The following is a 23,362-nucleotide window of genomic DNA, read 5'->3' as shown; positions in this document are numbered from 1 at the left end:
CACCCGTCCGCCGCTAGGTTAGGTAGCAAGCTACCCTTCCCCGCTCGACTTGCATGTGTTAAGCCTGCCGCCAGCGTTCAATCTGAGCCATGATCAAACTCTTCAGTTTAAAATCATTAGTAGCTTATGGCTACAAATCTTGGCTCATCAATTTTCTGACAAATATTTCTCAAATAAACTTCGAGTAATTTCTACCATCAATCAATGAAAATAATTTCGATCAATCAACCAGTAAAAATCCACACAAGTTGTTCTTCATAATCTCTTAATGATCTATTTTCTACCTCGTCAGTAGAAAATATAACGCAATACACATCTAACAACTTAACCTGTTCAGCTAAGTTCGTTTGCTGTATCGCGTCGGGATGAGCTCATTATAGGGCAATTTCGTACACGTGCAAGTGCTTTTAACTGATTGTTTTATTAAGTGTTGTATTTTTATGCACTCTTTTGGTTCATTTTTATTCTAATTTAAATATAAACATATAATTTTAAAGCAAAAATATGAATTAAATATTTCTGCTTTATTTTTTATTACTTTTTCTCTTCTGCTGCTTTAATGTTCACACTGATAATTTTCACAGCTTGCTTGGGTACATTTTGATGCATGCCAAAGTTTGCAGTCGGTACTTGGGTGATTTTATCGACCACATCCATGCCTTTAGTGACTTTACCAAACACCGCATAACCGGCATTCATCTGACTTCTGTTTAAAAAGTCATTGTCTACCGTATTAATAAAAAATTGGCTTGTTGCAGAATTGGGCTTGTTGGTTCGTGCCATCGCCAAAGTGCCACGTGCATTCTTTAACCCATTATAAGATTCATTCTGAATGGGTGCTTTGGTCGGTTTCTCTACCATGTTGGCATCCATTCCTCCAGCCTGAATCATAAAGCCGGGAATCACCCTGTGAAAAATAGTGCCGTTATAAAAGTTATCTTTTATATAGGCTTCAAAATTTTTTGCAGAAATAGGTGCCTTGTCATTAAATAACTCTATTTCAATATTCCCCATAGACGTTTTCATTTCTACCAAGGTATTTGCAGCCATCACCTGCAAACTCATACATGCAGCACTAATAGCAAATAAGGCTTTATTTAACATTTCTTTACTCTTCTACGTTAAGTTGTAATTGTGAATGTCGATATATTAATCTTTCAATATAAATATAACAGCTTCTCTTTTTGAGATAAAACGAGTATGACAATGAGCAAAGAATTAAACACAACTACTTTTTCCCTTTATCCACCGTGGCATTTACATGGGGATGCTTTTATTTTGAATTACTGGTTAACACCCAAATTTATTGAGCAGCATCAGAATTTTTATATTGCTTCCTCTCCGATTGGCCGCGTGGTACAGGTGATTTTGGTTCGTTATCATGATTCTCCTGTAGGTCCATATGATGAATTGCTGATCTTGGATCATCCTTTAATCAGTAAAAGGCGCTTGTCTTCCATTCCTAAAATTTATGTTTCTACCGAAAGTTCGATGGTCAACGGTCAACACTTTTGGGGAATTCCAAAACAGCTGGCCCAGTTTGAATGGCTCATCCATGATGATGTGGTGTATTGCAAGATTTGCTTTGAACAGCAAGAAATGAGTTTGCACTTGCAGAAATATAAACATAGTCAGACGTTTTATGTGAATAGTCACCATTTACCTGCACGGCTGCTCAATATTTACCAAGCCTGGCAAGGTTTACGCTATCAATTCACTCCACAATTTCGCGGTAAACTCAGCAAATTAAAACAAGCCAGCTGGAAAAACACCCAGGACATTTTCCCTGATTTTTCTCAGGCCCGCTATTTACACAGTTTTTACGTGCCAGAATTTAGCCTCACCTTACCTAAAGCTAAAATTGAGAAAAAATAAAAAAGTGTTTCACGTGAAACACTTTTATTGCAGCTTGTTCTTAAGCTAAACAGCTAAGCGTGTTTATCCCAAAACTTTCTATAGTTTTTACTAATTTCAATAAAATACTTTTTTGCACGATAAGACACGGGTGTTAGATTGGCAAAACCATGCGCTTGATCGCTATATTCCTGATAATGCACCTTCACACCGCGATGACGTAATTTATGGGCATAAATTTCCCCTTCATCATGTAATACATCATGACCAGCAGTCACCACAAACGTAGGGGGTAATTTGTCATGCTTGCCATAGGTCGGGGAAATGAGCGGATCATCCAGTTCAACCTGATGGGTATCTGCATAATAGTGGGTCACAAAATCCACATCTTTACCGGTTAAAACCAGCCCTTCATTATAGGCATAAAATGAAGGATGACGGCTTTTAAAATCCACTGCCGGATAGAGCAGTAATTGGGCTTGTGGTGCATAAACTTTATGGGCAGCTCGTTGTGCAACCACGGTGCTGATATTTCCTCCAGCGCTATCGCCCGCAACTGAAATCCTATTTTTTAAGATTTTAAGCTGCTTTCTATTTTGATAGACCCATGCCAAGGCATCTTCACAGGTCTGAATCAGTTTATTCGGACTTGCTTCAGGGGCTAAAGGATAGTCAATACTCAAAACCTGTACTTTGGCATGTACTGCCAGTAAACGACAGACTTCATCATGCGAATCCAGACTGCCGACAACAAAGCCACCCCCATGAAAATACACCACCATTGGCAATTTTTTAGTGGGTGCAGGATGGTAATGTCGCGCGAAAATGGTTCCACTGTGTAAAGGTAAACGCAGATCTTCCACCTGTTTCACCGGTGTAGGTTTAGCTTTGATGGACTGCATTTGCAAATCAAAGCTTTTACGCGCATGGATAATATCTTCACTCACAAAGCCATTACTGCCACGTCTTAACTGGGCTGCCATCATGCATTGGATTAAGGGATCAAGTTCAGGATACTGGTGGGGATATCTTAAAATTCTAACTAAAGATTTTTGTGCAAAACTGGGTAACCGGTCCAGAGTACGTGCAGCTGTACCTTGACCTTTTTCTAAAACGGTCTGTAAAGTTCGGCTAAAAGCAACCATCATTGCATCTTCCTTTTATTTTAATCTTCACATTTTCTACATGGTCAGCCCATGCGTGACCATAATCTTATATAAGTCTAATCATCTGTATACACAGTAAAAACATTCATACGCTAATCTTCTTTTTATACCTTGTCATTGACTATTTCCATGTATATTTCGGAGTGTTTTTGCTACTCCTTGCCACAAGAAGGATACACCTTATGGCTAAAAGACTGATTATACTCTCATTAGCTACGACATTTTTAGCTGTAGGCTGTGTGGCATTTCCTGAAGATGGTGGCTACTACAATGGCGCTTATGATGATCGCTACGACCGTGATTATGATCGGGTTTATGGTTCAAGTTATGACTATCGCTATGAACTTGAGCGGGATCGTCAACGTTGGGAATATCAACAACGCCAAAACCATTTAGAGTTAGAACGCAAAAAACGTGTGTCTGAGCGTCGTCAGTGGGAACAGAACCGCCAGAAACAGTTTGAATGGGAACGTAAAAAACGTGAACAGCAACATTCATTAGAACAGCGGAAAAGAATCGCTGAACAGCGTCGCAACCAGTCCGGCTGGAATCACCAAAAGCGTGAAATTGAACGTAAGCGCGCAGAACAGCAGCGTAAAAAGGTGCAGATACGGCAAATGCATAAAGTGCAGGAAAAACGCAGGGATCACCGTCGAGATTCAAATCATCGAGAACATCAGCAGCGTGAGAGATGATCTCATTCCACCCCTGCCAGTTCCTCCCCCTCAATATCCTTTATTTAATGAATCAGCAATCCGGCTTAGTATCGAATACTGTGCTGATAAAATCATGATTCTCTCCGCAACGAAACTTTGCGATATCTCTTAAATAGATGATAGCAAAAGCCGAGCTACCATCTATTGCAACCATCAGCTGAAAGCTTTCTCTAAGACTCTAAGAAGAAATCATCTCATCCTGGCGATAGCCTGGTGATTACTGTGCAGCTTGTGAACTTTGAGAAGCAGAGCCAGAGTGGGTAGCGCCCGCATGAACTGAAGTATCTGCCTGAACGCCAATTCCCCCCAGTTGTGCCTGAGTGGAAACCCCCAGACCTGTGGTAACTTGAGCAGTCTCAGGATTTTGTGTGGTTTCGGCAGAAGTACAACCGACCGCAGTCAATGAAACAGCAATCACGCTTAAAGATAATAAAGCCGTTTTTTTCATCCATATTTTCCTTGTTGGTTAAGTTTATGAAGCAAAGTCCAACTTTGCGCTGCCTATCATTCAAAATTTTTATTGTAACTGCCCACCTGTTGAGTTGTAGTTTTGCGAAATCATGTAATTATTCACTTGTTTTTATAATATTAAAATTCTCAATTGACTTGCTTGTTTCAGCGCAAATTTGACCATTAACATTTTGTATTTAATATTATTAATCCAATTTAAAACTCAGAAATATGACGCATTTCCCCATCCTTTAGATGAGCATTTAAATTGTAAAGATCTATCAAAATCCTGATAAAATTTTGCTAAATAAATACATAAATTCTCTTCTTTTCTGTATTCGGAAAATTTCAGGCAAAAAAAAAGCTTATCCGGAGATTGGATAAGCCTAGAAAACACATTTCTAAATACCAAGAAGAAACTACAGCGATAGAATCTGGGTTAAATAATAAGCGTACCTAGCAATTTTGTGAAATATATAATTTATAGCATATTGATCGTTTTTAAGTCTAAATAAACATCAAGAAGTTCATTGCTTGCATGCTATGAACTTTCCCATACATATTATTATCAATAGCTTAATTCGGTTCAGACTATTGCAACTGCTATTTCTGCCGTTCACTCCACTATAAATAATAGGCTTACTTAGATCAGGACACGCTAGTCACCAGGGTTCCACCTATGCTCTGCTTAACCGGGTCTAAATCCTGATATTTACCCGCAATCATCACATCATCTGACATTTTATTTTAGAAAAAATAATGCTTTTTAATAATTTTAATCAAATTAAACAGATTTAATTGCTTGTCTCGCTTGAATTTTTAGCGTCTGCCCCGAACTCTGTAGTAATCATGAATTATCACTCATGGCAGTTCAGGATTAACGCGGTTAGCACTGAGGCCAAAAGGACTGACATGTTTAAAAACCCATTCAAACGGAGTAAATCTATGGCAACTGAGCAAAATCAAGACGCTCAAGATCTAGGGCAAGAGCAAGCTGAGCAAAAAACAGCAGAATCTCAAGCTGAAACAGAACAAGCCGCAGTTTCAGTTGAAGATTTACAAGCCCAAATTACCCAGTTGGAAGAAAGTTTAAAACTTGAAAAAGCACGTACAGCCAATGCGGTTTATGAAGCACAAAAAAGCGTAGAACGTATTCAACGTGATGCTGAAAAGCATAAAGAAACGGTGATTGAGAAGTTTGCTAAAGAGTTGCTGGAAACTGTCGACAATTTAGAACGTGCCATTCAGGCTGCTGGTGATATTGAATCGCCATTACTTGAAGGCGTACAACTGACCCATAAATCGTTACTCAGTACGCTGGAAAAATTTAATGTTGTAGAAGTCAACATGAATAACGGTTTCAATGCGGATTTACATCAGGCAGTCGGTATTGCACCTGATGTCAAAGCAGGTGAAATCGGTACAGTATTACAAAAAGGTTATGCCCTTTCAGGCCGTTTACTGCGTCCGGCAATGGTCCTCGTGGGTCAATAAAGTAAAGAAATTCGAGAGTTTTTCTACTTTTTTTCATGCAAACAACTTGAAAAATTTTGAATGGCTCTCATATCGGATAACAAGCAAAAACATTGCAAAAAATAATTTTGAGGAAGCATCCAAATGGCTAAAATCATTGGTATTGACTTAGGTACAACAAACTCTTGCGTTGCCGTACTTGAAGGCGACAAAGTTAAAGTTATCGACAACGCTGAAGGCGCTCGTACCACTCCATCTATTATTGCCTATAAAGATGGGGAAATCCTGGTTGGTCAGTCTGCTAAACGTCAGGCAGTCACAAACCCTAAAAATACACTATTCGCAATCAAGCGTTTGATCGGCCGTAAGTACCAAGACCAAGCGGTACAAAAAGATATCGGTCTGGTACCTTACAAAATCATTCAGGCAGACAATGGCGATGCTTGGGTTGATGTCAACGACAAGAAACTTGCACCACAACAGATCTCTGCTGAAATCTTGAAAAAGATGAAAAAAACTGCAGAAGACTATTTGGGTGAAACAGTCACTGAAGCGGTAATTACCGTTCCTGCATACTTCAACGATGCACAACGTCAAGCCACTAAAGATGCAGGTAAAATTGCCGGTCTTGATGTGAAACGTATCATTAACGAACCAACTGCTGCGGCTCTTGCGTTCGGTATGGACAAGAAAGAAGGCGACCGTAAAGTTGCTGTATACGACTTGGGTGGTGGTACTTTCGACGTATCCATCATTGAAATTGCGGACCTGGACGGCGACCAGCAAATCGAAGTATTGTCTACAAACGGTGATACTTTCCTGGGTGGTGAAGACTTCGATAACGCGTTAATTGAATTCCTGGTTGAAGAATTCAAGAAAGAACAAAGCGTGAACCTGAAACAGGATCCACTGGCATTACAGCGTTTGAAAGAAGCTGCTGAAAAAGCGAAAATCGAGCTTTCTTCTTCTAATGCAACTGAAATCAACCTTCCATACATCACTGCAGATGCGACTGGTCCTAAACACTTGGTGATCAACGTAACGCGTGCAAAACTTGAAGGTTTGGTGGCTGATCTGGTTGAACGTACTATTGAACCTTGCCGTATTGCGCTTAAAGATGCCGGTCTTTCAACTTCAGACATCTCTGACGTGATTCTGGTGGGCGGTCAGTCTCGTATGCCACTTGTACAACAAAAAGTACAAGAATTCTTTGGTCGTGAGCCACGTAAAGACGTGAACCCGGACGAAGCAGTTGCAATTGGTGCTGCAATTCAAGGTGCGGTATTGTCTGGTGACAAGACTGACGTACTTTTACTTGACGTAACTCCATTGACTCTTGGTATTGAGACGATGGGCGGCGTGTTAACAGCAATCATCGAGAAAAACACGACGATTCCTGCGAAGAAATCTCAAGTGTTCTCAACGGCTGCAGACAACCAGCCTGCTGTAGACATTTCGGTTTACCAAGGTGAACGTAAGATGGCTCAACAAAACAAATTGTTGGGTAACTTCCAGTTAGGCGATATCCCACCTGCTCCACGTGGTGTGCCACAAATTGAAGTATCGTTCGATATCAACGCTGACGGTATCTTGAAAGTATCTGCGAAAGACAAGAGCACTGGTAAAGAGCAATCCATTCAAATTAAAGCAAACTCTGGTTTGAGCGATGCTGAAATTGAAGCAATGATCAAAGATGCTGAAGCAAATGCTGAAGAAGACCGTAAGTTCGAAGAACTTGCAAAAGCACGTAACGAAGCTGATGCTTTGGTTTCTAGCGCGCAAAAAGCAGTAAAAGATCTTGGCGAACAAGTGACTGCTGACGAAAAAACTGCGGTTGAAACTGCGGTTTCTGAACTTGAAGCTGCAACCAAAGAAAATGACGTTGAAGCGATCAAAGCAAAAACTGAAGCACTGCAAAACATCATCATGCCGATCACTCAACGCGCTTATGAAGCTGCGCAAGGTGCTCAAGGCGGCGCACAAGGTTTTGACCCAAATGCATTCCAAGGTGATGCAGGTCAACAACAAAAAGCGGATGATGGCGTTGTAGATGCTGAGTTCACTGAAGTTAAAGATGACAAAAAATAATTTGTCGAATTAACAGAAAAAAGACCGCGCAAAAGCGCGGTTTTTTTTGGTTATCTTATAGGCAACAGGAGGGATTTTGACTAACATATAACTATATAAATCACTTAAAAAATAAAAATATGCATAATTTTATCAAGCTTCTACTGATTGCTTCTGGCTTTGCAATCATGATGCTCTACCCGATGGGTAGTCTGTTTATCGTATTACCCTCTAGTGTTTTTCTTTCTCCATTTAATTATTTGCAAGCTTTAGGTATAGAGGCGGCCTTTGCTCTTGGTTTCCTAATATCAGCAATAGTGTTGCTGATATTATCGGTACCTCAGCGCTACCCTTATGGAAAAGGCTTTATCTTATTGGGCTTGGGATTAATCAGCTATATTATTTTCCAGGTGTATAAATATGAAGTGAGTTTCTATGCTTTCAATCATCGAAATGTGAATGCTTACCATGTTAAATACTTAATTGAACTTATTATTTTTTTATTCAATTTTTTAGGTCTAATCTTCATCTATCATTCTAATTTGCCCAAACAAATTGATCAGTTTAAAAAAACAAAAAATAAAGCTTAAGATGCTAAATTTCCTGAACTTAAGCATGACAAAAACTAATGTATGGAATTTAAGAAAAGACCGCACAAAAGCGCGGTTTTTTGATTTTTATTTTTGCTTAATTGTTATACAGTATAAAAAAATAATGTTTTTAAGCTTTTATGCGCTTAGTGCTCCTCAGCCTTTTGGTCATCTTTCTTTTAGGCATGACCTATCAAACCCGAAATCATCCCCAAATTCGCAACAACAAGCTGCTGGATCGTATTCAGCATCCTTTCGATACCCGGTTACGTTACCGCATTGCTGAAATTGATCCACGTTTTGGCCTGAGTGAAAATGAACTGAAACAGATCAGCCAGCAAGCCACTGACATCTGGAAAGCGGGTACAGGCCAAGACTATTTTGTTTATGATCCCGATGCCCGGCTCACCCTCCATTTAATTTATGACCAACGCCAAGATGAATCGGTGCAACGTCGCCAGCAAATCGGACAGATTCAACACAACCAGCAAGTGTGGGTCAATAAAAACCAGCAACTGAAGCAATTCAAAGATGAGCTAGACCGTACCAATGCCATGCTCGAAGCGAGAAAACATCAATTAGATCTGCAGTTACAACACTACAATCAGCAGATAGCCGTCATTAATCAGCATGGCGGAATCCCGCCTTCACAACGTGACCAGCTCATGCAGCAGCAAAATCAATTACAACAGCAAATCTTTGCACTGCAGCAGGAAATCAGTATTTATAACCAAAAAATTCAACAGCTTAATCTTCAGGTCGATGAACTGAATCAGCTTAATCAACAGATTGATAGTTCTGTAAAAAGCTTTAATCAGCGCTTTCAGCCGCGATTATTTGATAAAGGTTCGTTTAATGGCAAGCAAATTAATATCTACGAATTTGAATCCATTGAAGATTTACGATTGACGCTGGCACATGAATTTGGCCATGCATTAGGCTTGAAACATAATCAGGACCCGCAAGCGCTGATGTATCCGCTCATGAAAGATCAAAACATGCAAAATTTCCGCTTGTCCGCTGCTGATATTGCCTTGTTGCAGGCGCGTTAGGCCCAACTTGAGATACAATGCAAAAAAACCTTACTTTTTATAAATCTATGAATAGTAAGATATCGGCAATCAGGCAAATTTCATGTTATGGTAATAACAAGAAATGACAACAGAAACCTGTGGAGATGCATGTGAGTTACTACCATATACTTATTGAAGTAAATGATCACATCAGTACGATTGAGCAGACTCGCGATATTGAAATTTTTGATATTATTGAGATTCAGCCTTATCTCCATTCTATTCTTTTGCCTTATTTCAATGAGCAACAGATTGAACTTGAAGATGAAAATATTGAATATAAAGATATTCTACATTTACAAGTCAAACAGACCCTGTTGCCTATTCAAGATTTGATTGAAGAAGAACAGCGCTTATTGCCAAGCGATACCGATATCACCATTAGCGCTTATGAAATTTTTAACAATCGCGATTTAAGCCAAGATGTAACTACCGTTATTTTTGATATTTTAGAAGCAGCTAAACTACAAGCTTAATCATTTAAATAGCTTAAAACTGCAATAAAAAAGCCCCCATGTTTGGAGGGCTTTTTATATTTGATTATTCGATTAAATTGAGAAAGATGAACCACAACCACAGGTTGTTGTTGCATTCGGGTTATTCACAATAAAACGTGAACCTTCAAGCCCTTCTACATAATCAACTTCCGAGCCGACAAGATATTGATAGCTCAGTGAATCGACCAGCATTTTCACATCGCCATTGACAAATTCAGCATCATCTTCATTCATGCTTTCAGCAAAGTTAAAGCCATAAGAGAAACCGGAACAACCGCCACCTGTAACATAAACGCGTAACATTAATTCTTGGTTGCCTTCGCTATCACGCAATTGGCGTACTTTATTCGCAGCATTGTCGGTCAGCACCAGAGCTTGGGCATTCATGTGGGATTCCTCTGTTCAATTCAGGTGTCTTGAAATATAAAAGACCATATATCAAGTATAGCATACCCAATATATGGTCAGTATTTACAGATTTAAAGTTAAATCAGACTATTTTTCTCAAGATTGTTTGTAGTTTTCATCCGGCAGACTACATTCGAAATTCTTTGGATCTTGCTTACACCGGAATTGCCAGAGCAACTTCATCATCCGTTTATCATAAACACCGCGTTTGGTTAAATCCACCCGCGACTCGCGCATGAGTTTTTGATAGCCTGCCTTATCTGCTTCAGGAATTTGCATCCAGTATTTTTGCGGAATATCGGCTTTCATTTTGCCTAAAATCCCGAAGGCACGAGGTAACTGGCTTTTGACCCATTCACGTGACTTTTGCCCATATCCTGCTGGAAATTTATCTGGGCGAATAATCACATTACCAGTCACCTGTAAAATAGGATAATTCACAATTGCCCCTTTATTCCCTAAACCCTTATAGAGTTCTAAAGGTTTAAAGACGGCAGCAGGTGCACCAATAATATCGACTTGGCCATTGTTAAATTTAGCGCCAAAATTGGTGACATCTGCACTAATTGCCTGTGCACCCACTTGCTGAACCATAATTTTTTGCGCTTCGTCGTAATCAAGTACGGCAATTTTTTTACCTGCGGCTTTCGCAACGGTATTGATATTACGGTCATTGACCATTAAAAAGGCATCGCCGACTGGAATTACACCGACCACTTCATATTTACCATTCACCATATGTTTGGCAAAAGTCGGACTGGCTAAACCCTGCATGACTTTTACCGCCAGTTTTAAATCGGGAATCGCACCAATGGCATCCAGTGAACCGGTAAAATGGTTAAACTGACGACCGCGCATACCGGTCACACTAATCCCGTCACATTTTCCAGCTTTAAAATCCTCAGCGATGACCGCTTCGTTCTGGCCTACACGCAATTCAATATCAGCCCCCCAATTTTTGGCTGCCAATTGATAATCTTTCATCAGGGCAAAAACATCACCACTTTTACCCACTAAATCAAATACGCAAATTACTTGTTTGGCTTGAGTCATACTGGTAACTGCACATAAACCCAGACCAACCAGCAGTGTTTTAGAGCATGGCATCATGATTTTTTCTTCCTTGTATCATTATTTTATTCAATCTTGGATTGAATGGTTTTTTGCTTTTTTTTATTCATCAGCGATTAACGGTTGGTCTTGAAGACCTTTTTTTTGAGGCTGATCAAAATTTTACTGTTTTTTAAAGATTACGCCTTTTTTTACTCACCACAATGGCAAAGATGACACAATCCAAGCGACAAAAAAGCCTAGATTCAATCTAGGCTTTCCTTTTATAAATCAATATCATTCACCACCAAGTGAACATTCGAAATTCGCTTTATCGACCGAACAGCGAGCCTTTTTCAAAATCCCCATCATGCCTGCATCATAAATACCACGTTTGGTCATATCCATACGGCCTTCACGCAATAATTTCTGGTATTTGGTTTTATCTTCTGCATTCAGGTTCAATTTAAACTTGGCTGGAATATTGGCTTCCAGACGATTAATCAGGGCAAAACTTTTTGGTAAGTTTTTCACAAACCAATCACGTGATTTTTGACCAAAGCCTGCCGGAAATTGGTCTGGACGGATCACAAAATCTGCGGTCACCTGGAGTACAGGAAAATTAAACATTGCACCATTGGAACCTAAACCTTTATAGATTTCTAAAGGCTTATACGCATAGGCTGGTGCACCCACCATATCTACCTGTCCATTATTGAATTTTGCGACAAAGTTAGATACGTCAGAGATCACCGCTTGCGCTCCTACACGCTGCACCATAATTTTTTGTGCATCGTCATAACCCAATACGGCAAATTTTTTGCCTGCAGCTTTTTCAATCGAGTCAATCTGTTTATCACGTACAAAAATAAAAGCCGAACCTAAAGGTGAAATACCCGCCACTTCATATTTTTTGCCGCCTAAATTACTGACCATTTTCGACGCATTACGTTTATCCAAAGCAAAAGTGATGGCACGCTGAGCAATCGCATTACTGGGTGCACCACCGAGAGCATCAATAGAGCCTACGAATTTGTTGTATTGACGAGCACGCATCGCGGTCATAAACACGCCGTCACATTTACCGGCTTTAAAGTCATTATCCGCAACTGCTTCGTCTTGACGTGGAATAAGATTAATCTCCGCTCCCCATCCTTTAGCAGCCAGTGCCCATTCCTGAGCCATTTGAAAAGATTCACCCGATTTACCCAGTAAATCGAATACACATACATCGACTTTAGCAGCTTGCGCTGTGCTCGCTAAGCCGACAGCAGCCAATGTTGCGAATGTAAAAATCGTTTTTTTCATTATTTAGGTCCTTTTGGAATCTTGTTGTTTGACGAGTATCCGTTCACGCCACAAATATTAAGCAAGTTCATTCTAAAAAAATAGAGCATTTACTCCAATTAATCAGGCTTAAAATGCCAATATTTTTTCCATTTTTTAAGTTCACAATAAAAATCATAAGCTTATGTGATAACGATTTTTAGCTATAATTTATGAAATTTGCGCTATTTTACAAATGAATACAATAATGATGTCTTTATTCACCACTTAATGAACATTCAAAGTTGGTTCGTTCCACAGTACAACGGGCTTTTTTCAGCACCGTCATCATGGTCGGTTCATAAATTCCTTGCCTGGTCAGGTCTAAACGTCCATCCCGCAATAATTTCTGATATTTGTCATGATCTTCCTTAGTTAAATTAACTTTATATCTGGCAGGAATTCCTGCTTCCAAGCGCTGCACCATCGCAAAGCTTTTCGGTAAAAGCTTTATAAACCAGCTACGCGATTGGTCTGCAAAACCTTCAGGAAATTTTTCCGGGCGAATCACCAGATCGGCAGTCACATTGACGACCGGAAAATTAATCATGGCTCCGTTAGAGCCTAAACCCTTATAAATTTCTAGCGGCTTAAAAGCATAAGCAGGTGCCGCAATCATGTCGACTTCACCATTATTGAATTTTTTCACAAAATTAGAAATATCAGACATCACCGGTACGGCACCGATACGCTGGACAACAATTTTTTGCGCCTGATCATAATGCAGAATCGCAAATTTTTTACCTTTTGCTTTCTCTATAGAATTAATTGATTTATCGCGTACAAAAAGATAGGCGATACCAATTTGCCCAATCCCTGCCACCTCATATTTTTCATTGGCAATGGTACTGATCAGCCGCTTTTTATTGCGTTTGTCTAATACAAAAGAAATGGCTTTTTGTGCAATCTGATTACTTGGAACGCCACCGAGTGCATCAATTGAACCGGCAAATTTATTATAGGCACGGGCGCGCATTGAGGTCATGTAAAAGGCATCACAAACACCGGCTTTAAAATCTTTTTCTATTTTTGCTTCATCTTGATAGGGCATTAAATTGACCTCAGCACCCCAGTTTTTACTGGCTAAGCCCCATTCTTCAATTAATTTATAGGACTCACCTGCTTTACCGAGTAGATCGAATACACAGATATTTTGTTTTGCCTGAGCCAAGCCTGAAAAACTCAAAAGTGTGAGTGTTGATAAAATAAAAGTTCCTTTATTCATAATACCCCTTCTTCTTTTTTCACTTATTCCTCTTAGAAAATCACTATAATTTTGTTTTTATAGTAAAAATAGAGCAGCTGAGGCCATTCTGACGAAAGGCTGTTTTTACACAATTTGTAATATTTTTATTCATCTATTTAAAATCATGCTTTTATAAAAAGAATAATGCCCTGCCTTTTTCTTTTCTGAGTGGCTTCCTTTAGAATAAGCACATCCTTCTTCTCTTTTAGATATTTCAATGATTCAGTTAGATCAACTTTCTATACGTCGCGGTGGACGTGTTTTATTTCAAAAAGCGTCTATGCAGCTACATCCAGGATGGAAAATTGGCCTAACCGGTGTCAATGGCGCAGGAAAATCGACCCTGTTTGCGGCATTGTTGGGTGGAATGGAATCGGATGGTGGTTCTCTGACCCGTCCTGCTGCCTGGACGGTGGCCCATATGGCCCAGGAAATTAAAGCGCTGGAGATGAAAGCCATCGATTTTGTCCTGTCCGGAGATGAAGAATATTGGGACATCCAGCACAAACTGGAACATCCTGAAGACCTCAATAATGAGGAGTTAGCGCATTTATATGGTCGTTTTGATGAAATTAATGGCTACTCTGCTCCATCCAAAGCATCACAATTGATGGCCGGTCTGGGCTTCTTTGAACATCAGTCTCAACTGGATGTTTCAAGTTTTTCGGGTGGCTGGCGCATGCGTTTAAATCTGGCCCGTACCCTGATGAGCCGTTCCGACTTGCTGTTACTGGATGAACCGACCAACCATCTCGATTTGGATGCGATTTTATGGCTGGAAGACTGGCTAAAAGCCTATGAAGGCACCCTGATTTTAATTTCGCATGACCGTGATTTTCTGGATGCCGTTACCGATCATATTTTACATATCGAAAATCAGGAGCTGACGCTCTATACCGGAAATTATTCCACATTTGAACGTACCCGTAGTGAACGTCTGGCACAACAACAGCAAGCTTATGAAAAACAGCTTGAAACACGGGCACATTTACAAAAATTTATTGACCGCTTTAAGGCCAAAGCCACCAAAGCCAAACAGGCACAAAGCCGGATTAAACAATTAGAACGCATGCAGGAACTTTCTGCTGCACATGTAGATACACCGTTTACCTTCAGTTTCCGTGAACCGACTAAAATGAGCTCACCTCTGCTGCAACTGGAACATGCAGATATTGGCTATGGCGACAAGCTGATTGTAACCAACGTCAATTTGCAAATCACACCCAGCAGCCGGATTGGTTTACTCGGGATGAATGGTGCCGGTAAATCGACACTGATCAAATCTTTGGTGGGTGATCTGAAACTGCTCAAAGGGACACGCAAAGATTCTGAATTGCTGAATATTGGGTATTTTGCCCAGCATCAAATGGACGCCCTGGATGGGAGTGCCAGCCCAATGCTGCAATTGTCACGAATTGCGGACAAGAAAATCAGTGAAGCAACGTTACGTTCATTCCTCGGCAGCTTTGGTTTTAGTGGCGAACGTATGGACACCCCAAGTGAAGGCTTCTCCGGCGGTGAACGTGCGCGTCTAGCTTTGGCTTTAATTGTCTGGCAACGTCCTAACGTGTTGATTCTGGATGAACCGACCAACCATCTGGACCTTGATATGCGTCATGCCCTGACCATGGCCTTACAAGACTTTGAAGGTGCTGTGGTGTTGGTATCGCATGAGCGTCAATTGATTGCCAGCGTCTGTGATGAATTGTTGCTCGTCCACAATGGCCAATGCCGTGAATTCGATGGTGATCTGGTTGCCTATGCAGACTGGTTACGCCAGGCACGGATTGACCTGATGAAAAATGGACAGAAACCTGCTGAACCCGTGAAATCACAAGTAGAAGTAAAACCGGCAATTTCAAAACTCGATAAAGAGGCTCAACGTAAAGAAACTGCGCGCCGCCGTGAACTGAGCCGCCCGATTCGTAAAAATATTGAAAAAAATGAAGCACAGATCAGCAAGCTGCAACCACGTTTGGCTGAAATTGAAGTATTACTGGGTGATACGGCAATGTATGAAGCAAATCGTAAAGATGATCTACTCAAGCTGATGAATGAGCAAACTCAGTTAAAAAGCCAGCTGGAAACGGCAGAAGAACAGATGCTAGAGTTGATGATGGAACTGGAAGAGCTTGAAAGTTCTTTTGATTAAGGTATTTTTATTCTTAAGCTAAGCTAAAGTAATGCTTATTTTATGATCGCAGCACAATATTTAAGGCGTGCTGCGATTTTTTAATTTTTCTACACAACCTGTCTATATAGCCATTTTAGCCCACTATGGCGACCTATTGCAGCTGAAACAAGCTGATCCAGTCTTAGACTGAAAAATTGCCTTTAAATAAATTTTAAATTCAAAATTTGCCTTTTAAATTTAAAGTTTCTATCCACAACCCAATCAAAATATCAGTTTAAATTTAAAATAAAAGATGAGTTTATCTTGTGGATAAGTGTTTTTTTACTCTTCAACTGAGCCAAAATGGCTGTTCCGGAACTTATCCACAGAGCACTTGCCACTATGTGGATAGTTTGAAATTAGTTTTTTGACTTATCCTGAGCTGTTTTTTTTGCGTTTTAAAAACCTGAGTTCGATTATTTTCCAGACGCCCTCATTGACCCATAATTCCCGAATCTGTTTCTGATCCTGCAAGCCAATCAAGACCTGGCAATGCTTTAAATCTTTATCATAATCAAATTCTTCAAACTCAACTGCGAGTTTTTGGGGCTTCCAGACACCATTTTTTACAGCATGCGCAATCCGGTCATAACGGACAAAATTGCTTTCCACACGACCTTCCTGCTCGTAGACCACTTTGAACTGTTCATGTTCATACTGAGCCAGAACCTCGTAATCTCCGCTAAAAAAGGCCTGAGTCCAGATATCGCGGATCTGTTTCAATTCTTGATCCATAGCGCCCACCTCGTCATATTGCATGATGATTTCCTCTTGCTTAGAGTCATCATGACAGAGGAATACGTCATTTTAATAAAAATAAAGATGGCTAAAAGTTAATCGGATTAAGATAAAAATAGCATAAAAAAAGCACCCCGAAGGATGCTTTTTACAATTTCACTCATCAATGCATCAAGCGTCAATATCCGCATTCAAGGCATTTTCTTCAATGAAGGCACGACGCGGTTCCACATCATCTCCCATCAAGCAGGAGAACATGCGGTCTGCCTCAATGGCATCTTCAATGGTCACTTGCAGCATGTTACGGTTTTCAGGATCCATGGTGGTTTCCCACAGCTGTTCCGCATTCATCTCGCCCAAACCTTTATAGCGCTGGATCATCATGCCGCGACGTGAGTCGGATAAAATGTGCTGCCAAACCTGATGAAAAGTCGATACCTGGATCTTGCGATCACCTTTCTGCAAATAAGCGCCTTCTTCAAGCAAGCTAAACCAGCTCTTTGAATTTTGCAGCAAACGCTTGTATTCACTTGAACCGAGCAATCCGGCATCCAGTAAATAATGATGCGGCAAGTTGTGTACATAAACTGTTACGCGTGGCCAGTAATGTGCCACTTTGCTACCGTCTGCATGTTCTTTTTCAAACAGTTCAAGCGTGATTTCAGGGCGTAAACTCGGCTGTTGAACTTCAATGGCTGCACGCAACTGTTCAGCCCACTGTTTTACATAGTCTTCGTCATGGCTATGGTCGAGCTTGAATGCTTCCAGGCCCAGTAAACCGTCCAGCAAGCTTGCTGGATAACGTAGCGTTAAACGTTGCAAGCTCTTTTGTGAAGTCTGATAGTCAGCAATGACTTTTGCTAAAGATTCACCACGAATAGCCGGAGCCTCACTGCTTACATGCAGTTCCAGCTCATCAATTGCGTTAGAAATGAGATAGGTTTCAAGCGCATCATTATCTTTAATGTACTGCTCTTGCTTGCCTTTTTTCAGTTTATATAACGGTGGCTGTGCAATATAGATATAGCCGCGTTCCACCAGTTCAGGCATTTGACGGAAGAAGAAGGTCAACAGCAGCGTACGGATGTGCGAACCGTCGACGTCAGCATCAGTCATGATGATGATTTTGTGATAACGCAATTTGTCCGGATTGTACTCTTCGCGGCCAATACCACAGCCCAGTGCCGTAATCAGCGTACCCACTTCCTGACTCGAGATCATCTTGTCAAAACGTGCACGTTCTACGTTCAGGATTTTACCTTTTAGCGGTAGAATTGCCTGCATCTTACGGTTACGGCCCTGTTTTGCAGAACCGCCCGCAGAGTCACCTTCGACCAGGTACAGTTCAGACAATGCCGGGTCTTTTTCCTGGCAATCTGCCAGTTTGCCTGGTAAACCTGCAATATCCAGTGCGCTCTTACGACGGGTCATTTCACGCGCTTTACGCGCCGCATCACGCGCACGTGCCGCGTCGATAATTTTACCCGCAATTGCTTTGGCCGCTGTTGGATTTTCCAGAAGATATTCAGCAAATGATTTATTCATTGCCTGTTCTACGGCGGGCTTCACTTCACTGGAAACCAGTTTTTCCTTGGTTTGTGAAGAGAATTTCGGATCAGGCACTTTAACCGAAACAATCGCGGTCAAGCCTTCACGCGCATCATCACCAGAAACGTTCACTTTCTCTTTTTTGAGCAAGTTTTCACTTTCCATATAGCTGTTTAAACCACGGGTCAAAGCTGCACGGAAACCGGCTAAATGCGTCCCCCCATCTTTTTGGGGAATGTTGTTGGTAAAACAGCGTACGTTTTCTTGATAAGTGTCGTTCCATTGCAAGGCAACTTCCACACCAATGCCATTGTCTGCCTGAACAGTAAAATGAAAGATATCATTCAGATGGGTTTTGCCCTGGTTGATATATTTCACAAATTCAGACAAACCGCCTTCATAATCAAACACATGCTCCGCATCGATACGTTCATCACGTAGCACAATACGTACACCCGCATTTAAAAATGAAAGTTCACGTAAACGGCGCGCCAAAATATCAACATTGAAAATGGTTTGACTGAAGGTCTCGGCACTTGGCCAGAAACGCACTGTTGTCCCGGTTTTATCGGTATCGCCCACGACTTTGAGTGGATAGACCGGGTCACCATGTTTATATTCTTGTTGGTGGATATGGCCAGCTCTGTGAATGGTCAATTCCAGTTTGCTGGACAGGGCGTTGACGACCGAAACCCCGACACCGTGCAAACCGCCAGAAACTTTATAGCTGTTATCGTCAAACTTACCGCCGGCATGCAGAATGGTTAAAATCACTTCAGCTGCAGACACGCCTTCTTCAGGGTGAATATCGGTCGGAATACCACGGCCGTTATCGGATACGCTGACAGACTCATCTTCATGAATGGTCACCAAGATTTCGTCACAGTGACCTGCCAAGGCTTCATCAATGGCGTTATCGACCACTTCAAACACCATGTGATGTAGGCCCGAGCCATCGTCAGTATCACCAATATACATACCTGGACGCTTACGCACAGCATCGAGGCCTCGTAACACCTTGATACTAGAGGAATCATAAGCCTTTTCATGGGTTGGTTCTGTTTGAGAAGCAGCTTGATCTTCTGAACTCATGGTTTCTCCCTAGTGAAATATAGGTCTATCCAAAGATGGGTAAAATTTAAAAAGTTATTGCACAACAACCTGAACTTGACCATTTTCAACTTTGAATAATTGATATGAAATAGACAAATCATGTAAATGTTTTTTGACCGATTCATGCTCTAAAGTGGTAATAAAAACTTGACTACCCAGCTGGCTCAATCGCTCAATTAATCGTCGTTGTGCAGTTAAATCTAATTCTGCTGTCAGATCATCTAATAATACCACAGTTTCCTTATTACAGGCATGCAGCATTGCAATCTGTGACAGTTTTAAAGCCATAATCAGGAGCTTTTTCTGGCCGCGTGAAAGCACTACATCGGCATCGCCCATGGCTGTTTTTAAACGTAAATCTGCACGATGCGGTCCATATTCGGTATAACGGCGATCGACATCTTTCTGATGATGCGCAGTCAGGTCATGCAGCAGGCCCTGTTCGGTATGAAAGCCGGGACTATATTCCAGTTCAACCGCAAGATTGGGCAGCAAATGCTGCAAATCCTGCTCAAAATAAACCTTCCACTGCTCGACAATGCCGCTACGCTGCGAATTCAGCATTTCGCCATATTCCGCCAGCATTTTGTTCCACGGTTCCAGATCCTGCAAACTGAGATTTCTGTTCGATTTCAGCAAACTGTTGCGTTGCTTTAAGGCACGGGCATAGTACTGCCAGGCATGATAAAAATCCGGTTCCACGTGGAACATCAGCCAGTCCAGCAATTGCCGGCGCGGTTTGGCCCCATAATCAATAATATCGGTACTTTGTGGATCAATATGCTGTAAAGGCAGGATTTTGGCCAGTTGCCCTTGGGTAGCAATATGATCGCCATTGACCTTAATCAGCTGTTCACCGGAGAGCAGCTTTTGCATGCCGATTTTTTCCGTTGCCGATTGTGCAAACACAATCGCGTCGCCGGTTTCATTCTGAATATAATTTTTCGGAATATGGGTACGAAAAGAACGTCCGGTCGCCAGCAGATGAATGGCTTCCAAAATCGAGGTCTTGCCTGAACCATTTTGCCCGTAAAAGACATTAAACGGCTGCAACTCCTGGAGTGCAACCGTCTTTAAGTTTCGAACACGTTCTATATTTAAACGCGTAATATGCATGGTTAAATCTGATTCAATAGCGTTGAATTAAACACGCATTGGCATTACAACATAGGTCTGATCCTGTTGTGCCGGATCATGTACCAATACCGACTGATTCGCTTCAGTCATGGTCATAGAAACATCTTCACCATCTAACACATTCAGCACATCAAGCAGGTACTGGGCATTGAAAGACATTTCCATCGGTGCATCGGCATACTGAATGGCCAAATCTTCAATCGCTTCATCTTGCTCCGGGTTATTGGCACGCAGCTGCAAAGAATCGGCACCAAAATTCAGGAACACGCCACGTAATTTTTCATTACTGAGAATGGCCACACGCTGCAAGGATTGCTTGAATACGTCATGCGCGATCAATACGTTTTTATCGCCACCACGTGGAATCACGCGACGGTAATCCGGGAATTTTCCATCAATCAGTTTAGTCGTGAAACGAACGGTAATATCGCCCTGCTCTTTATCCCGGCTTGGGGTGCTAATGGTCACATTTAACAGTTCACGGCCAATCAATAAAGACAATTGCTCATCTTCAATGCTGAGCAGACGCTGTAACTCTGCGACTGCTTTACGAGGCACAATCGCCTGGATAGGCTGAGTTGCAGTAGATTGTGCAACAGTTTCACACAGCGCAAGACGGTGACCATCAGTCGTTACAGCACGCAACTGATTTTGGTCAATTTCAAGCAGTGTTCCGGTTAAATAAAAACGTACATCCTGTACCGCCATTGCAAAAGCCGTTTTTTCAAACAGGCGTTTTAATTCGCGCTGAGTCACGGTCACTTGCGTACCCTGGGCATTTTCGGTACTTAACAACGGGTAGTCTTCAGCTGGCAAAGTCCCCAGTACAAAGCGGCTATTGCCCGATTTTAAAACACAGCGATCTTCGGTAATTTGCAGGTCAATCAATGCCGCAGCAGGCAAGGATTTACAGATATCCATCAGTTTACGTGCCGGTACAGTGGTTTCACCCGCCTGCAGGCAAGCGCCTTCAGCCAGGGTGGTACTGGCCACCAGTTCCACTTCCAGATCAGAACCGGTAATGGTTAAGGATTCATTATTTACTTGAATTTTGACGTTAGACAGAATGTTTAAAGTATGGCGACGTTCAACCGCTCCTACGACATGTGACAGAACATTAAGTAAGCTTTCTTTCGCGATTTTCAAACGCACGGTACATTCCTCTAACAACTGAAGATGAAAATAAATAAATGTGTTTTTTAGCAGTGTACTATGCGGCAGAATATGCCGCATTGCAAGAATAGAATTTGATCAATTCAGATCAGCTTTGCAACAGCCGTTGCAGGTTTTTATAGTCTTCATTAAAGATCGGATCTTCTTCCCGAAGGCTGATCACTTTTTCACAGGCATGCATCACGGTACTGTGATCACGCCCACCAAAAGCCATGCCAATTTCGGGAAAACTGTCCCCGGTCAGTTCACGTGCCAAACCCATGGCCAGCTGACGTGGACGGGCATAAATACGGGTCCGCTTGGGACCGACAATTTCTTTTAAAGGAATACGGAAATATTCACTCACCACGCGCTGGATATTTTCAGTACTGATGGTACGGGCACGGATGGCCAACACATCTTTTAACGATTCACGCACGACATCCAGATCGATCGGCGTGCCTTTAAAACGGGAAATCGCCACCACCTTGTTCAGCGCACCTTCCAGCTCACGAACATTGGCCACCACTTGCTGAGCAATAAACAGGGCACAGTTACGCGGCAACTCCACTCCACTGCTTTCGGCTTTTTTCAGCAAAATTTCAATTCGGGTTTCAATATCCGGTGGCTCAACTCCAACTGACAATCCCCAGGAAAAACGTGAAACCAGACGTGCATCCAGTTCCGTCAATTCTTTGGGATAACGGTCGGAAGTCAGAATAATCTGTTTCGATTCATCCAATAGCGCGTTAAAAGTATAAAAGAACTCCACCAAGCTGGCTTCTTTACCGGCCAGCAAATGAATATCATCCACCAGCAACAGATCGAGCGAGCGGCAATTCTTTTTAAACTCTTCCACTTTGCCTTGCTGTAAAGAGCTGACAAAATCCTGTACAAAACTCTCGGCCGTCATGTACATCACCCGTGCATTGGGTTTGGCCTGTAACAGGGCATTGCCGACAGCTTGCATGAGGTGGGTTTTACCCAAACCGGTCGGTCCGTATAAAAATAGCGGGTTATGCTGTGAAGCGCCCAACTGAGTTAACACTTTACGGCATGTTTCAGCTGCCATCTGGTTGGAACGGCCTTCAACAAATAGTGAAAAAGTAAATAAGGGATTGAGTAAACGTTTACGGCTGTTTTTACTGCCGGTTTCATCTTTTTCTTTTTTCGGTTTGGAAACAACTGCCGGAACAGATTGCAATGCAGCCGTGGTGGTTGCTGGCTGTTCATTGGCTGACAAGATTGCACCCGGACGTGAATCCACCAGAATCTCGACTTTACGTACCCGGCCTTCAGACATCTGTTCAGCCAAAATCGTAATCAGCTCCAGATGATGCTCCTGAATATAGCGGGTCCAATACGGATTGGGTGCATAGAGTCTTAAAGTATCATTCAGCTCTTCAGCAACCAGAGGGCGAATCCACATGGTAAAGACATTTCCCGAAAGCTCTTGTCGCAAACGAGTTAGACAGTCTGTCCAAAGCATGTGAAACCCCTATTCATTCCATTGTTAGTAAAAAAATCATGCGAGCCCGACCGAGCGGGTCGCCATTCTATCGAAGTTATCCACATCTGTCATGGC

20 protein-coding genes and 1 rRNA gene are annotated in these 23,362 nt (G+C 41.7%); 8 read left to right on the top strand and 13 right to left on the bottom strand.

Annotated elements, in window-relative coordinates; translation table 11 throughout:
• Nucleotides 1–109, bottom strand: a 16S ribosomal RNA gene (locus tag E0H88_RS06900); the annotation flags it as partial.
• A 425-nt stretch (nt 110–534) separates the two neighbouring features.
• Nucleotides 535–1,104: a peptidylprolyl isomerase gene (locus E0H88_RS06895; RefSeq protein WP_131273586.1), complete on the bottom strand. Its 570-nt coding sequence runs from the start codon at nt 1,102–1,104 to the stop codon at nt 535–537.
• A gap of 102 nt (nt 1,105–1,206) precedes the next feature.
• Between E0H88_RS06895 and E0H88_RS06890 the strand changes: the two genes are divergently transcribed.
• Nucleotides 1,207–1,875, top strand: a complete 669-nt coding sequence (locus E0H88_RS06890; protein ID WP_092820989.1) for an acetoacetate decarboxylase family protein — start codon at nt 1,207–1,209, stop codon at nt 1,873–1,875.
• 53 nt (nt 1,876–1,928) lie between these two features.
• On the opposite strand, the gene E0H88_RS06885 is transcribed toward E0H88_RS06890, so the two are convergent.
• Nucleotides 1,929–2,999: an alpha/beta hydrolase gene (locus E0H88_RS06885; protein WP_092820988.1), complete on the bottom strand. Its 1,071-nt coding sequence runs from the start codon at nt 2,997–2,999 to the stop codon at nt 1,929–1,931.
• Between the two features lie 203 nt (nt 3,000–3,202).
• Between E0H88_RS06885 and E0H88_RS06880 the strand changes: the two genes are divergently transcribed.
• Nucleotides 3,203–3,715 (top strand): hypothetical protein, encoded by a 513-nt coding sequence (locus E0H88_RS06880; protein WP_131273585.1) that lies wholly within the window; start codon nt 3,203–3,205, stop codon nt 3,713–3,715.
• Nucleotides 3,716–3,953: 238 nt separating this feature from the next.
• Here the strand turns inward: E0H88_RS06880 and E0H88_RS06875 are convergent, their stop codons facing one another.
• Nucleotides 3,954–4,184, bottom strand: a complete 231-nt coding sequence (locus E0H88_RS06875) for a hypothetical protein (protein ID WP_131273584.1) — start codon at nt 4,182–4,184, stop codon at nt 3,954–3,956.
• Between the two features lie 947 nt (nt 4,185–5,131).
• Here E0H88_RS06875 and grpE point away from each other — a divergent pair.
• The 5 genes from grpE to E0H88_RS06850 all read left to right on the top strand — a co-directional run bounded on the left by grpE (nt 5,132) and on the right by E0H88_RS06850 (nt 9,865).
• The gene (gene grpE, locus E0H88_RS06870; RefSeq protein ID WP_092820971.1) at nt 5,132–5,680 is read left to right on the top strand and encodes a nucleotide exchange factor GrpE; all 549 of its coding nucleotides are present in this window, start codon (nt 5,132–5,134) and stop codon (nt 5,678–5,680) included.
• Between the two features lie 123 nt (nt 5,681–5,803).
• Nucleotides 5,804–7,747, top strand: coding sequence for a molecular chaperone DnaK (gene dnaK, locus E0H88_RS06865; RefSeq protein WP_092820969.1), 1,944 nt, complete (start codon nt 5,804–5,806; stop codon nt 7,745–7,747).
• A gap of 119 nt (nt 7,748–7,866) precedes the next feature.
• Nucleotides 7,867–8,316 (top strand): hypothetical protein, encoded by a 450-nt coding sequence (locus E0H88_RS06860; RefSeq protein ID WP_131273583.1) that lies wholly within the window; start codon nt 7,867–7,869, stop codon nt 8,314–8,316.
• Between the two features lie 140 nt (nt 8,317–8,456).
• The gene (locus E0H88_RS06855) at nt 8,457–9,368 is read left to right on the top strand and encodes a matrixin family metalloprotease (protein WP_131273582.1); all 912 of its coding nucleotides are present in this window, start codon (nt 8,457–8,459) and stop codon (nt 9,366–9,368) included.
• 119 nt (nt 9,369–9,487) lie between these two features.
• Nucleotides 9,488–9,865 (top strand): hypothetical protein, encoded by a 378-nt coding sequence (locus tag E0H88_RS06850; protein ID WP_165493289.1) that lies wholly within the window; start codon nt 9,488–9,490, stop codon nt 9,863–9,865.
• 72 nt (nt 9,866–9,937) lie between these two features.
• On the opposite strand, the gene erpA is transcribed toward E0H88_RS06850, so the two are convergent.
• The 4 genes from erpA to E0H88_RS06830 form a co-directional block, all read right to left on the bottom strand.
• Entirely contained in the window at nt 9,938–10,273 is a 336-nt protein-coding gene (erpA, locus tag E0H88_RS06845) for an iron-sulfur cluster insertion protein ErpA (protein ID WP_092820961.1), read from the bottom strand.
• A gap of 117 nt (nt 10,274–10,390) precedes the next feature.
• Nucleotides 10,391–11,401, bottom strand: a complete 1,011-nt coding sequence (locus tag E0H88_RS06840; RefSeq protein WP_131273595.1) for a putative solute-binding protein — start codon at nt 11,399–11,401, stop codon at nt 10,391–10,393.
• Between the two features lie 240 nt (nt 11,402–11,641).
• On the bottom strand, nt 11,642–12,652 hold the full coding sequence (locus E0H88_RS06835; RefSeq protein ID WP_131273581.1) for a putative solute-binding protein: 1,011 nt from the start codon (nt 12,650–12,652) through the stop codon (nt 11,642–11,644).
• Nucleotides 12,653–12,887: 235 nt separating this feature from the next.
• Nucleotides 12,888–13,895 carry a putative solute-binding protein gene (locus E0H88_RS06830; RefSeq protein ID WP_131273580.1) on the bottom strand — a complete coding sequence of 336 codons (1,008 nt, stop codon included), beginning with the start codon at nt 13,893–13,895 and terminating at the stop codon, nt 12,888–12,890.
• Nucleotides 13,896–14,133: 238 nt separating this feature from the next.
• Here E0H88_RS06830 and E0H88_RS06825 point away from each other — a divergent pair, with 238 nt between their 5' ends.
• Nucleotides 14,134–16,068 carry an ATP-binding cassette domain-containing protein gene (locus E0H88_RS06825; protein ID WP_131273579.1) on the top strand — a complete coding sequence of 645 codons (1,935 nt, stop codon included), beginning with the start codon at nt 14,134–14,136 and terminating at the stop codon, nt 16,066–16,068.
• A 393-nt stretch (nt 16,069–16,461) separates the two neighbouring features.
• Here the strand turns inward: E0H88_RS06825 and E0H88_RS06820 are convergent, their stop codons facing one another.
• The 5 genes from E0H88_RS06820 to dnaA all read right to left on the bottom strand — a co-directional run bounded on the left by E0H88_RS06820 (nt 16,462) and on the right by dnaA (nt 23,266).
• Complete coding sequence (locus E0H88_RS06820) at nt 16,462–16,824, bottom strand: hypothetical protein (RefSeq protein WP_131273594.1); 363 nt, start codon at nt 16,822–16,824, stop codon at nt 16,462–16,464.
• 174 nt (nt 16,825–16,998) lie between these two features.
• The gene (gene gyrB, locus E0H88_RS06815; protein WP_092820953.1) at nt 16,999–19,467 is read right to left on the bottom strand and encodes a DNA topoisomerase (ATP-hydrolyzing) subunit B; all 2,469 of its coding nucleotides are present in this window, start codon (nt 19,465–19,467) and stop codon (nt 16,999–17,001) included.
• Nucleotides 19,468–19,521: 54 nt separating this feature from the next.
• Nucleotides 19,522–20,604, bottom strand: a complete 1,083-nt coding sequence (gene recF / locus E0H88_RS06810; protein ID WP_131273578.1) for a DNA replication/repair protein RecF — start codon at nt 20,602–20,604, stop codon at nt 19,522–19,524.
• 27 nt (nt 20,605–20,631) lie between these two features.
• Nucleotides 20,632–21,777, bottom strand: coding sequence for a DNA polymerase III subunit beta (gene dnaN / locus E0H88_RS06805; RefSeq protein ID WP_131273577.1), 1,146 nt, complete (start codon nt 21,775–21,777; stop codon nt 20,632–20,634).
• A 109-nt stretch (nt 21,778–21,886) separates the two neighbouring features.
• Entirely contained in the window at nt 21,887–23,266 is a 1,380-nt protein-coding gene (gene dnaA / locus E0H88_RS06800; RefSeq protein WP_092820947.1) for a chromosomal replication initiator protein DnaA, read from the bottom strand.
• Nucleotides 23,267–23,362: the final 96 nt, after the last annotated feature.

The organism is Acinetobacter sp. ANC 4216 (genome assembly GCF_004331195.1).
Lineage (GTDB): Bacteria > Pseudomonadota > Gammaproteobacteria > Pseudomonadales > Moraxellaceae > Acinetobacter > Acinetobacter kookii.
Note: the sequence above shows the minus strand (reverse complement) of the source record. Positions and strands in the feature narration are given on the sequence as shown.